Below are 12,323 nucleotides of genomic sequence, written 5' to 3'. Positions count from 1 at the left end.
AACGACTACCACGATGCGAACTCTGATCACGCTGGCGGCCGCCGCCGTGCTGGCCGGGCAACTGGCCGGCTGCGATACGGCCGGCCGGCGCACCACCTACGACACGATCCGCGGCGACGTGCGCGACGCGGCCGCGAAGGCCGCCGCGCAGCGCGACCGCGCACCCGATCCCGTCGAAGCGGCGCTGCTGCCGCCGGCACCGGCGCTGGCCGCCCAACTGCCGAAGGCGCGCGCCGTGCTGGACGAGCGCTTCAACGTCGCGTTGAACAATGTGCCGGCGCAGCAGTTCTTCAACTCGATCGCCACGGGCACCCGCTACAACATGCTGGTGTCGCCCGAGGTGACGGGCACGTTGTCCGCGAACCTGAAGGACGTGACGATCTTCGAGGCGCTCGACGCCGTGCGCGAACTGTACGGCTACGACTACAAGGTCGAAGGCAACCGGATCTACATCCGCCCGCTGACGATCCAGACCCGGATGTTCAAGGTGAACTACCTGACGGGCAACCGGCGCGGCATCTCGAACGTGCGCGTGTCGTCCACGTCGATCAACTCCGTGCCGCGCAATAACCAGAACGGGCAGAACGGCCAGTCCGGCACGGGTACGGCCGACCAGAACCAGCAGCAGAACGAGAACGGCCAGCAGGAAGGCGGTGTGCGCTCCGTGCAGGACGATGCCAGCAACGTCAAGACCACGTCCGAGGCGAACTTCTGGGTCGAGCTGCGCGCCGCGCTGGAGGCGATCGTGGGCGCCGGAGACGACGGCCGCAAGGTCATCATCACGCCGCAATCGGGCGTCGTGCTGGTGCGCGCGATGCCGCCGCAACTGCGCGCCGTGGACGAGTACTTGAAGGCCACGCGCCTGGCCGTCGAGCGCCAGGTGATCCTGGAAGCGAAGATCCTCGAAGTGCAGCTGAACAGCGGCTTCCAGTCCGGCGTCAACTGGGCCGCGTTCCGGCAGGCGGGCAACAGCGCCGGCGGCGTCGGCATCATCGGCCCGGGCGGCGTGCTGACGACGCGCGATGCGGCCGGCGCGTTCCCGCAACGGAACGGCAACGGGCTGTCCGGCACGCCGGGCAGCAACCTGGTGTCGGCGGCCGACGCGCTGGGCACGATGTTCGGCCTCGCGTTCCAGACCAGTAATTTCTCGGCGATGATCTCGTTCCTGGAATCGCAGGGCACCGTGCACGTGCTGTCCAGCCCGCGCATCGCGACGATGAACAACCAGAAGGCCGTGCTGAAGATCGGCACCGACGAATTCTTCGTGACGGGCATCTCGACGACGACGAACTCGAACGTGACCGGCAACACGGTGACGCCGAACGTCATCGTGCAGCCGTTCTTCTCCGGCGTGCTGCTGGACGTGACGCCGCAGATCGACGAGGAAGGCCACATCATGCTGCACGTGCACCCGTCAGTCAGCAACGTCACCACCGTCAACAAGACCGTCAGCCTCGGCACCGCCGGCTCGGTGAACCTGCCGCTGGCGGCGTCGTCGACGTCGGAGATGGACAGCATGGTGCGCGGCCGCGACGGCGAGATCGTCGCCATCGGCGGCCTGATGCGCCAGGCGACAACCAGCGACCAGTCGCAGCTGCCGGGCGTCGGCAGCGTGCCCGTGCTGGGCGCGCTGTTCCGCAACAAGGACAGCGTCAGCCAGAAGCGCGAGCTCGTCGTGCTGATCAAGCCGACCATCGTCGACGATGCGGGCAGCATGACGCAGGAGATGCGCGACACGGTGCGCCGCATCGAGCAGCTCGATCCGAACAACCGGGGCAAGTGATGTACGAATCCCACTTCGGCCTCGCGGAAGTGCCGTTCTCGATCACGCCGGATACGAGCTTCTTCTTCGGCAGCCCGCATTCGCAGGAAGCGCTGAACACGCTGCTGGTTGCGGCGCGCTCGGGCGAGGGCTTCATCAAGATCACGGGCGAGGTGGGGACCGGCAAGACGCTGTTGTGCCGCAAGTTCATGGCGACCCTGGGCGACGAGTTCATGACGGCCTATGTGCCGAACCCGTACCTGGAGCCGCGCGCGCTGATGCTGGCCGTGGCCGACGAACTGGAAATCGCGCTGCCGCGCGACGTGGACCAGCACCAGCTGGTGAAGTCGCTGACGATCCGGCTGCTGGAGCTGGCCGCGCGCGGCAAGCACGTGGTGCTGTGCGTGGACGAGGCGCAGGCGCTGCCGACGGAGAGCCTGGAAGCGCTGCGCCTGCTGACGAACCTGGAAACGGAAAAGCGCAAGCTGCTGCAGATCGTGCTGTTCGGCCAGCCCGAATTGAACGCGCACCTGGCCGACCCGAAGATCCGCCAGCTGGCCCAGCGCATCACGTTCCACTACCACCTGGGCGCGCTGTCGCGCGACGACCTGGATTACTATCTGGCGCACCGCCTGCGCGTGGCCGGCTTCACGGGCGCGCGGCTGTTCAGCCAGCGCGCCGTGCGCCGGATCTACCGCGCCACCGGCGGCATTCCGCGCCTCGTCAACATCGTCGCGCACAAGGCGCTGATGCTGGCGTATGGCGAGGGCCGCCAGCTGGTCGAGAAGCGCCACGTCGCACTCGCCGCCGGCGACACGCTGGGCGCGCGTGCGCCGCTGCGCTGGCCATGGATGGCGGGACTGGCCGCGCTGGCCGCCGCCGCATGCGGCATCACTGTGGCGTTGACAAGATGAGCCTGATAAACAAGATGTTGCAAGACCTGGATGCCCGCGGCGGCGCACCGCGCGCGGCCACCGGCGACGTCCGCCCGGTCGCACCGGATCGGACAGCACGCACGGCACGCACGGCGATTGCCGCCGGCGCCGGTGTCGGCGCGCTGATCGTGGCCGTGGGTGCCGGTGTCTGGTACTACGTGAACCGTACGCCGGCGGCGCCGGTGCCCGTGGTTGCGGCGCCTCCGGTTGCCGCGCCAGTGCCGACGCCGGTGCCGAAGTCGGTGCCGGAATCGCCGCCCGCGCCGGCCGCACCCGCGGCCGATCCGACGGTTGCCGAGGCGGCGCCAGTGCCCGCACCCGAACCGGCACCGCGTGCAGCGCCCGAGGCCGTGCCCGCCGAGGCGGCTGCGCCGAAGCCGCGGCGGGAGCGCAAGGCAGCCGCCGAACCCCGTCCAGCCCCGGTTGCCGACGCCATGCCGGCGCAAGGCGTAACGACGACCCCGCAACAGCGCGCCGAAAATGCCTACCGCCGCGGCCTGGCCGCCGTGCAGGATGGCCGCGTGCAGGATGCCATCGCGGCGCTGGAACAAGCCGTGCAGGCCGAGCCGCGCCACGAGGCCGCGCGCCAGACGCTGGTGGGCCTGCTGATCGAGAACGGCCGCGTCGACGATGCGATCCGCCAAGCCGCGCTGGGCCTCGGCATCAATGCGAATCAGCCGCAACTGGCGATGGTGCTGGCGCGGCTGCAGCTGGAGCACGGCGGCCCGGCCGTCGAGACGCTGCGGCGCACGCTGCCCCATGCGACGGACAATGCCGCCTACATGGCCTTCCTGGCCGGCGTGCTGCAGAAGCAGCGGCGCTACGCGGAAGCGGCCGAGCAGTACGAGGCGGCGCTGCGGCTGCAGCCGAAGAGCGGCGTGTGGTGGATGGGGCTCGGCATTGCACGGCAGGGTGGGCAGCTGCCGGGTGCGCGCGATGCGTACTTGAAGGCCAAGGCGGCCGGGCTGACGCCGGAGCTGCAGGAATTCGTCGAGCGCAAGCTCGCGCAGCTGGACTCGTAGTCGAGCCGAGCCGCGCCCCGGTCACAGGCTGGCCAGCGGCCCCCACACCTGTTTCATCGACACGCGCACGTCGCAATCGTCATCGCCCAGCGCGCACGCGATCGGCGCGCGGCGCGGCAGCGCCACCGGCAACGCGCGGCCTGCCGCATCCCGCAGGCACAGCACCTCCGGCTGGCCGCCGTCGCGGTGCAGTACCACACCCGTCTCGCCACCCTCCAGCCTGACCACGGTGCCCGGCGGGAAGGGGCCGATCTCGCGCCGGAACGCGTCGGCCAGGCCTTCGTCCGGGGCATCGGCCAGCACGCGCGCCAGCGCATCGTCCGGCAGCAGCGAACGGCGGTAGTTGCGCGCCGAGATGCCGGCGCAATAACGGTCCGCCATCCGCAGCAGCCGCGCGCCCGTGGCCAGCACGGGCTCGTCCGGCGCGTGGCCGGGCGCGTGGGCCAGCAGCTGGCGCGTGAACCAGTCGTGTTCCGCCTCGGCGCTGCGCACGGTGTGCGGGCCCGCTTCGTGGCGGCCCGTCGTGTGCAGAGCCAGCGCGGCGGAGGTGAGGGTCAAGAGGTGGACGGGGCGCACGCGCAGGTGGCGCGCCGTGAGTGCCGCGATCACGGCCGTCTCCACGCTGTGCCGCAGTGCATAGGTGCCGCCGATCTGGTTGCGCAGCACGCAGGCCAGCGCCACGTCGTGCGACAGGTCCAGCGCATGCAGCAGCTCACGCGCCAGCGCGCGCCAGCTCTCGGCGGCGGGTGATTCCTGCATCGATTCAAGGCGGCGCTGCACGGCGTTCAGGCCGCGCAGCACGGATGGCGGCGGCAGGCGCGCCGGGTCCTCCAGTTCGTCGATGCCGGGTGCGGACATTCAGATACGGGCCAGCCGCTCCAGTGCCGAGTGCAGCGTCTCGTCCTTCTTCGCGAAGCAGAAGCGCACGATGCCGGACTCGCGCGCCTGGCGGTAGAACGGCGAGACGGGGATCGCCGCGACCTTGATCTCGCTGGTGAGCCATTCTGCGAACGCGCTTTCCGGCAAGTCCGAAATCGCGCCGTAGCGTACGCACTGGAAGTAGGTGCCGTCCGCCGGCAGCAGTTCGAAGCGGCTGCCGGCAAGGCCCGCACGGAACAGGTCGCGCTTCTTCTGGTAGAACGCCGGCAGTTCCAGGTACGGCGCCGGGTCGGCCATGTAGGCGGCGATCCCGTGCTGCATCGGCGCGTTCACACTGAACACGTTGTACTGGTGGACCTTGCGGAACTCCGCCGTCAACGGCGCGGGCGCGGCCACGTAGCCGATCTTCCAGCCCGTCGTGTGATACGTCTTGCCGAAGCTGGAGACGACGAAGCTGCGCGCCGCCAGCACCGGATGCCGGCTCATCGACGCATGCCGTTCGCCGTCGTAGACCATGTGCTCGTAGACTTCGTCCGACAGGATCAGCACGTCCGTGCCGCGCACGATATCGGCCAGCGCCTGCAGGTCGGCATCGCGCAGCACCGTGCCGGTGGGGTTGTGCGGCGTGTTGACGACGATGAGGCGCGTCTTCGCCGTGACGGCGGCCTGCACCTGGTCCCACGGCACGCGGTAGCCGGCGTCGTCCAGCGTCATCGCGACCGGCACGACGATGCCGCCCGCCAGCTCGATGGCCGGCATGTAGCTGTCGTACGCGGGCTCGATGACGATCGCTTCGTCGCCCGGGTGGACGGCGCACAGGATCGCCGTCGTCAGCGCCTGGGTGGCGCCGGCCGTCACGGTAATCTCGGTATTCACGTCGTACGCGTGGCCGTACAGCCTGGCGATCTTCGCGGCGATCGCCTCGCGCAGCACGGGCGCACCCGTCATCGGCGGATACTGGTTGTGGCCGGCACGCATCGCGTCGGCCACCATGTCGACAAGCCGCGGATCGCAGGCGAAATCGGGGAAGCCCTGGCCCAGGTTCACGGCGCCGTGCTGCTGCGCGAGCGCTGACATGCGGGTGAACACGGTTGTGCCGACGGCGGGAAGCCGGGTAGGCAAGTGCGGTGTCGGGGAATTCGGAGTGGTCGGCTGCTGGTCGTTCATCGTGTGCGGTCCGAAGGATGTCGCTTCATTCTAGCGCAGCATCGGGCGCCGCGGGGAGCGTCCATTTCTCCGGTGGGATGACGTCGAACATGCCGGCGTTGCGCAGCCGTTTCGCGAGCTTCAGCAGCGCCTTGTCCTTCGTGATCAGCACGCGGGCGCCGGCATCGCGGGCCACTTCGAGGAACTTCTGGTCGTCCTTGTCGGTGCAGACGGGCAGGCGCACGCCGGACTCGGGCGGCGCGACGACCTTGATCAGCGCGTCGAAGCGCTCGGCGCTGGCCGGGCGCGTGCTGTCGTCCAGCGGCAGGTGAGGGTAGTGCAGCACGATGCGGTATTCGTCGCGGCAGTCGGCGCGGGTGACGGCTTCGACGGCGCCGCTTTCCAGCGCGGCCAGCAGGGCCGCCCAGCGCGGGTCGCGGAAGACGAACAGGTCGAGGCAGACGTTGGTGTCGATGACGATGCGAATGGATGAGCTCGTCGGCAGGGTTGGGGGTAAAGCGGGTATCATGTAGGAAATTCTTGTTTTGCAGTATGGTTCCGAATGATATGCTGATAGTGCTTTCCCCCGCAAAGAGTCTCGACCTCGACACCCCTCCCACCACCGACATCGCCACCCGCCCCGCGTTCCTGGATCACTCGGCGCAGCTGATCGAGCGGATGCGCGAATTTTCGCCGCATGAACTGGCCGAACTGATGGACCTGTCCGACGCGCTGTCGACGCTGAACGTCGCCCGTTACGCGTCGTGGACGACGGACACGGCGCACGCCCGCCAGGCCGTGATGACGTTCAACGGCGACGTCTACGACGGCCTGGACGCGCGCACGATGACCCCAACCCAGCTGGACTACACGCAGGGCCGCGTGCGCATCCTGTCGGGCCTGTACGGCCTGCTGCGGCCGCTGGACCTGATCCACCCGCACCGGCTGGAAATGGGCACGCGGCTGAAGAACGCACGCGGCAAGGACCTGTACACGTTCTGGGGCGACCTGATCACCGACGCGCTGAACGGCGTGGTGGCGGAGCAGGGCGCCAAGTGGCTCGTCAACTGCGCATCCGAGGAATACTTCAAGTCCGTGCGCCCGGCCAAGCTGGCCGTGCCGGTGATCACGCCCGTGTTCGAGGAATATAAGAACGGCAAGTACAAGATCATCTCGTTCTACGCCAAGCGGGCACGGGGGATGCTGGCGCGGTATGCGGCCTTGCATTCGATTACCGATCCGCAGGAGTTGAAGAAGTTCGATGTGGATGGGTATGCGTTTGCTCCTGAAGCGTCGAATGACGGGACTTGGGTGTTCAGGCGGAAGGTGGCTTAGTCTATGCTCGAGTTCGTGTCCTCTGGGGTCAGACCCCGACGGGACACGGGCTCGGCTGTGCAACCGGGTTGTTGAGCTCGTGTCCCTTTGGGGTCAGACCCCGACAGGACACCGACAGGACACGGGCTCGGCGGTACTGAATGCTGTTGTTGAGCTCGTGTCTACCTTGGGGTCAACCCCTGTTTTTGGACACGGACTCTGCGGCAACGGATTGGAGCGCGCCCTACCTTGGTAGAGAATGTCTACCCCTCACGTGTGGTGGGCGAACAGGCAGGGAGCCGCGGGCTCGCCTGTCCCAGCCGATGGCCTGCAGGCCATCGTCGCTGAGCGGGCGCCGAGCAGTGCTCGGCGAAACCCCCGCTCAGCCCCGGCGGGGCGGATGCGCCCCGAAACCCCGGCTCTCTGCCCAGGCCTAGGCTTGCAAGCCTAGGCCGCTGAGTCGGCGCGGCGCATGCGCCGCGAAACCCCGACTCAGCCCCAGAACTTCCACCAGCGTCGCTCGGGCTTGGGGGCGCCCTCGTCGAGGAACTTGCTGTTCGGGTAGTTCAGCTTGAAGACGCGCAGGGCGTCGTCGCGCAGGGTGACGTTGCCCAGCTTGTCGTAGCTGCGGATCATGATCCACAGCGCTTCCTCGATCGACGGCGAGTCGCGGTAGTCGCGGATCGCGTCCTGGGCGCGGTTCGCGGCGGCCAGGTAGGCGCCGCGGCGGTAGTAGTAGCGCGATACGTACACTTCGTACGTCGCCATCGCGTTGATCAGGTACTTCATCCGATCGATCGCGTCCGGCGTGTATTTACTGTTCGGGAACTTGTCGACCAGCGCCTTGAACGCGGCGAATGCTTCGCGGGTCGCTTTCGGGTCGCGCTCGGCCGGGTCCTGTTCGTAGATGAAGTTCAACAGGCCGATCTGGTCGTTGAAGTTGATCAGGCCGCGCAGGTAGTACATGTAATCGACGTTCGGGTGGTTCGGGTGCAGCTTGATGAAGCGCTCCACGGCCGCCAGGGCCTGGGCCTGGTCCTGCGCCTTGTAGTAGGCGTAGGCCACTTCCATCTGCGCCTGCTGCGCATAGACGCCGAACGGATAACTCGCTTCAAGCTTCTCGAACAGCTGGATTGCCCGCTCGTAGTGCTGGCCGGCCAGTTCTTCCTTGGCCTCCGAGTATAATTTCGTTGCGGACCAACCTTTGGTCTCGTCCGCCTGTTCCGGCAACAGGCCACAGGCCGATAAGCTGAACAATACGACGGACGCTGCGACTACCTTCAATTTTTTTTGCATGTTCGCGTGCAAGAAGACGTTTAAACAAGATACAACCTGGCTGATTATAGCCGATGGGAATGCTGTGATATTGAATCGTGAGCCGAATCCGGCTGAACAATTGCCCGACACCGATTTCGAGACCGACTTTGAAGGCGAATTCATCGCCGACGACGCCGGCCCCGCCGATCCGCTGGCGCCGATCGAACTGCAGCTGACGCCGGACGTCTGCGGCGAGCGCCTCGACAAGATCGTCGCGAAACTGGTGCCGCAATTCTCGCGCGGCCGGCTGCAAAGCTGGATCGAGGAAGGCTTCGTCACCGTCGACGGCAAGCCGGCCAAGGTGCGCGCCACCGTGTACGGCGACGAGAAGATCGTCGTGCTGCCGCAGGCCGCGCCGGAAGACGTGGCGTTCACGCCCGAGCCGATCGACATCGATGTCGTCTACGAGGACGACAACCTGATCGTCATTAACAAGCCGGCCGGCCTCGTCGTCCATCCGGGCGCCGGCAACTGGTCCGGTACCTTGCTGAACGGCCTGCTGCACCGTTGGCCGCAGCTGGGCGGCGTGCCGCGCGCCGGCATCGTCCACCGCCTCGACAAGGATACGAGCGGCCTGATGGTCATCGGCAAGGACTTGCCGACCCAGACCGATCTCGTGCGCCAGCTGCAGGCGCGTAGCGTCAAGCGCGAATACTGGGCGCTCGTGTGGGGCACCCCGCGCCTGTCCGGCACGGTCGATGCGCCGATGGGCCGGCACCAGCGCGACCGCGTCAAGATGGCCGTCTCGACGGGCTTCGGCGCCAAGCCCGCGATCACGCATTACGAGCGGCTCGTGTCCGGCGAGCTGGACCGCCGCCCCGTCAGCCTCGTGCAATGCCGCCTGGAGACGGGCCGCACCCACCAGATTCGTGTGCACATGGCCCACCTCGGCTATCCTCTGGTGGGCGACTACGTGTATGGCAAACCGCACCTGACGGGCGTGTTCCACCGCCAGGCGCTGCAGGCGCGCCGGCTCGGCCTTGTGCATCCCGTTACCGGCGAGCACTGCGAATGGCAGATCCCGCTGGCGGACGACTTCCGTGCGCTGCTGGACGAGGCCGGCATCGAAGAGCCGGACGAAACCGCGCTGCACGGCGACGACAATTTCGACGAAGACGACTACGACGACGAAGAATGAACGCGAAAAACGCGACGCAATGGCTGCTGCCCGACTGGCCAGATGTCCCGGACAATGTGGGCGTCCTGTGCACGACCCGGCGCGGTGGCGTCAGCCCGCCGCCGTATGACGACGGCCAGGGCAAGGGCGGCCTGAACCTGGGCACCCATGTGGGCGACTCGCCCAAATGCGTCGAGCGCAACCGCGACATCCTGCGCGCCGAACTGCCTGCCGAGCCCGCCTGGCTGACGCAGGTCCACGGTACCGTCGTACTGGATGCGGCGGCGATCAACCCGGAAGCCGATCCGCCGGTCGCGGACGCCAGCTATGCGCGCGAGCGCGGCATCGTCTGCGCGATCCTGACGGCCGATTGCCTGCCGGTGCTGCTGTGCGACGTGAAAGGCAAAATCGTCGGCGCCGCGCACGCCGGCTGGCGGGGCCTTGCCGACGGCGTGCTGCAAAGGACGGTCACGGCGATGCGCGACGCCGGGGCCGGCGAGCTGATGGCGTGGCTCGGCCCGGCCATCGGCCCGAACCGCTTCGAAGTGGGGCAGGAGGTGCTCGACACGTTCCTGCAGCGCGGCACAATGGAGGAGGCGTCCGTGCGCGATGCTTTCACGCCGATCGCCGCGCGGCCCGGCAAGTACCACGCCGACCTGTATGCGCTGGCGCGCGTCGCGCTGTACGGCATGGACGTGCCGCGGGTGTGGGGCGGCGACTTCTGCACCGTGTCCAATTCCGGCCGCTTTTACTCCTACCGGCGCGACGGTGTCACGGGGCGCCAGGCCAGCCTCATCTGGCTGCGGTAACGTCAGGGTTCCGGCGTATCCCTGCGCGCCGCCGCACGGCGGCGTTTGCGCCGCCTGCCGCCCGTCACATAGAATAGAATCCCGAGTGGAAGAGCGCAGTACAGCAGGAAAGTCATGATGCCTGCGACGATCGTCGGTTCCGTCAGCGCCATCAACAGAACGACGTAAATCCAGGCAAGTGCAACGATCAGCATTGGTAGTTTCGGTTGGATTTGACAGATCAATTCTAAATGGAATGCACATGAATATGCCCGACGCGCAGACGATGGCCAGCTGGATGAACCCTGAGCAGTGGAAGGCCTGGATGCCGCCCGCTAGTTTTCCCGCCAATTTCCCGGCGGGTTTCCCCGGCAATCTGCCCGAGAGTTTCGCCGCCCATCTTCCGCCGAATTTCCCCGGCCTCGCGATGCTGCGCGACGCCGGCGCCACGTTCCGGCCGGACGTGCTGGAGACGCTGAAGAACGAATACATGGCCGAACTGGGCGCGCTGTGGCAGCAGGTCCTGGAGGGCAAGACGCCCGAGATCCGCGACCGCCGCTTCGCCGGCGACGCGTGGAAGGCCAACCCGATCACCGCCTTCAACGCGGCGGCCTACCTGCTCAATGCCAAGTTCCTGCTGGCGATGGCGGACGCCGTCGAGGCCACGCCGCACCAGAAGCAGAAGATCCGCTTCGCCGTGCAGCAGCTCGTCGATGCGATGTCGCCGGCGAACTTCCTGGCTACCAATCCCGAGGCCCAGCAGAAGCTGATCGAGACGAAGGGCGAAAGCCTGACGCGCGGCTTGAAGAACATGCTGGCCGACATGCAGAAGGGCCACATCTCGCTGTCCGACGAAAAGGCGTTCGAAGTGGGCCGTAACCTGGCCACGACGGAAGGGCAGGTCGTCTACGAGAACCCGCTGTTCCAGCTGCTGCAGTACAAGCCGCTGACGGAGACCGTGAAACAGCGCCCGCTGCTGATGGTCCCGCCGTGCATCAACAAGTTCTACATCCTCGACCTGCAGCCGGAAAACTCGCTGGTGCGCTACGCGGTGGAGCAGGGCAATACCGTGTTCCTCGTCTCGTGGCGCAACCCGGACGCATCGCTCGCGAAGACGTCGTGGGACGACTACACGGAGCAGGGCGTGATCGAGGCGATCCGTGTGGTGCAGGAGATCACGAAGGAGCCGCGGCTGAACACGCTGGGCTTCTGCGTCGGCGGCACGCTGCTGTCGACCGCGCTGGCCGTGCTGGCCGCGCGCGGCGAACAGCCGGCGGCCAGCGTGACGCTGCTGACGACGTTCCTGGACTTTTCCGACACGGGCGTGCTGAACGTGTTCGTCGATGAGCCGCAAGTGCAGCTGCGCGAACAGGCCCTCGCGCACGGCGGCCTGATGCCGGGCCGCGACCTGGCCAGCACGTTCTCCAGCTTGCGCCCGAACGACCTGGTATGGAACTACGTGCAGTCGAACTACCTGAAGGGCAACGAGCCGCCGCCGTTCGACCTGCTGTACTGGAACTCCGATTCGACGAACCTGCCGGGCCCGATGTTCTGCTGGTACCTGCGTAACACGTACCTGGAGAACAAGCTGAAGGACCCGGGGCGCGTGAAGGTCGGCGGCGTCCCCGTGGACCTGGGCACGATCGACGCGCCGGCGTTCATCTACGGCTCCCGCGAGGACCACATCGTGCCATGGACGTCCGCTTATGGCTCGATGAACATCCTGAATCCGGGCAAGCGCGAGGCGAACCGCTTCGTGCTGGGCGCATCGGGGCACATAGCGGGCGTCATCAATGCGCCGTCCAAGAACAAGCGCAGTCACTGGATCAGCGACGGCCGCCCGGAAGACCCGGAGGCGTGGTTTGCCGGCGCGACGGAACAGCCAGGCAGCTGGTGGCCGCAATGGGCCGCGTTCCTGGCGGAACACGGCGGCAAGGACGTCAAGGCCCGGACCAAGCTGGGCAGCGCGAAGTACAAGCCGATCGAGCCTGCGCCGGGCCGTTACGTGAAGGAAAAGGCTGATTAAGCCGAGAAACGGTTGGA

12 protein-coding genes are annotated in these 12,323 nt (G+C 67.3%); 7 read left to right on the top strand and 5 right to left on the bottom strand.

Annotated features, from left to right (window positions below; all coding sequences use genetic code 11):
* Positions 1 to 13: 13 nt before the first annotated feature.
* The 3 genes from mshL to IP92_RS23210 are packed head-to-tail and all read left to right on the top strand — an operon-like array spanning position 14 to position 3,719.
* Complete coding sequence (mshL, locus tag IP92_RS23220) at positions 14 to 1,783, top strand: pilus (MSHA type) biogenesis protein MshL (RefSeq protein ID WP_145879699.1); 1,770 nt, start codon at positions 14 to 16, stop codon at positions 1,781 to 1,783.
* Positions 1,783 to 2,676, top strand: a complete 894-nt coding sequence (locus tag IP92_RS23215; protein ID WP_145879696.1) for an ExeA family protein — start codon at positions 1,783 to 1,785, stop codon at positions 2,674 to 2,676. The genes mshL and IP92_RS23215 overlap by 1 nt, the downstream gene beginning before the upstream one ends.
* Complete coding sequence (locus IP92_RS23210) at positions 2,673 to 3,719, top strand: tetratricopeptide repeat protein (RefSeq protein WP_145879694.1); 1,047 nt, start codon at positions 2,673 to 2,675, stop codon at positions 3,717 to 3,719. Before IP92_RS23215 ends, IP92_RS23210 begins: the two co-directional genes overlap by 4 nt.
* A 21-nt stretch (positions 3,720 to 3,740) precedes the next feature.
* Here IP92_RS23210 and IP92_RS23205 read toward each other — a convergent pair whose 3' ends face one another.
* Genes IP92_RS23205 through IP92_RS23195 form a run of 3 tightly spaced genes read right to left on the bottom strand, consistent with a single transcriptional unit; the run spans position 3,741 to position 6,273 of the window.
* Positions 3,741 to 4,577 (bottom strand): HD-GYP domain-containing protein, encoded by an 837-nt coding sequence (locus IP92_RS23205; protein ID WP_145879692.1) that lies wholly within the window; start codon positions 4,575 to 4,577, stop codon positions 3,741 to 3,743.
* On the bottom strand, positions 4,578 to 5,765 hold the full coding sequence (locus tag IP92_RS23200; protein ID WP_145879690.1) for a pyridoxal phosphate-dependent aminotransferase: 1,188 nt from the start codon (positions 5,763 to 5,765) through the stop codon (positions 4,578 to 4,580). It abuts the gene before it with no gap.
* Positions 5,766 to 5,790: 25 nt separating this feature from the next.
* Entirely contained in the window at positions 5,791 to 6,273 is a 483-nt protein-coding gene (locus tag IP92_RS23195; protein ID WP_145879688.1) for a putative toxin-antitoxin system toxin component, PIN family, read from the bottom strand.
* A gap of 38 nt (positions 6,274 to 6,311) precedes the next feature.
* Here IP92_RS23195 and yaaA point away from each other — a divergent pair, with 38 nt between their 5' ends.
* Complete coding sequence (yaaA, locus tag IP92_RS23190; RefSeq protein ID WP_145879686.1) at positions 6,312 to 7,079, top strand: peroxide stress protein YaaA; 768 nt, start codon at positions 6,312 to 6,314, stop codon at positions 7,077 to 7,079.
* 471 nt (positions 7,080 to 7,550) lie between these two features.
* On the opposite strand, the gene IP92_RS23185 is transcribed toward yaaA, so the two are convergent.
* Complete coding sequence (locus IP92_RS23185; protein WP_145879683.1) at positions 7,551 to 8,354, bottom strand: outer membrane protein assembly factor BamD; 804 nt, start codon at positions 8,352 to 8,354, stop codon at positions 7,551 to 7,553.
* 64 nt (positions 8,355 to 8,418) lie between these two features.
* Here IP92_RS23185 and IP92_RS23180 point away from each other — a divergent pair, with 64 nt between their 5' ends.
* Positions 8,419 to 9,513: an RluA family pseudouridine synthase gene (locus IP92_RS23180; RefSeq protein ID WP_371860965.1), complete on the top strand. Its 1,095-nt coding sequence runs from the start codon at positions 8,419 to 8,421 to the stop codon at positions 9,511 to 9,513.
* Positions 9,510 to 10,301, top strand: coding sequence for a peptidoglycan editing factor PgeF (gene pgeF / locus IP92_RS23175; protein WP_145879678.1), 792 nt, complete (start codon positions 9,510 to 9,512; stop codon positions 10,299 to 10,301). Before IP92_RS23180 ends, pgeF begins: the two co-directional genes overlap by 4 nt.
* Positions 10,302 to 10,303: 2 nt before the next feature.
* On the opposite strand, the gene IP92_RS23170 is transcribed toward pgeF, so the two are convergent.
* Positions 10,304 to 10,495 carry a hypothetical protein gene (locus IP92_RS23170; RefSeq protein WP_145879676.1) on the bottom strand — a complete coding sequence of 64 codons (192 nt, stop codon included), beginning with the start codon at positions 10,493 to 10,495 and terminating at the stop codon, positions 10,304 to 10,306.
* 47 nt (positions 10,496 to 10,542) lie between these two features.
* On the opposite strand from IP92_RS23170, the gene phaC reads away from it, so the two are divergent.
* Positions 10,543 to 12,306 (top strand): class I poly(R)-hydroxyalkanoic acid synthase, encoded by a 1,764-nt coding sequence (phaC, locus tag IP92_RS23165; RefSeq protein ID WP_145879673.1) that lies wholly within the window; start codon positions 10,543 to 10,545, stop codon positions 12,304 to 12,306.
* The last annotated feature ends 17 nt before the right edge of the window (positions 12,307 to 12,323 follow it).

The organism is Pseudoduganella flava (assembly GCF_007830495.1).
Taxonomy (GTDB): domain Bacteria; phylum Pseudomonadota; class Gammaproteobacteria; order Burkholderiales; family Burkholderiaceae_D; genus Rugamonas; species Rugamonas flava.
This window is presented reverse-complemented; position numbering and strand designations above follow the sequence as displayed.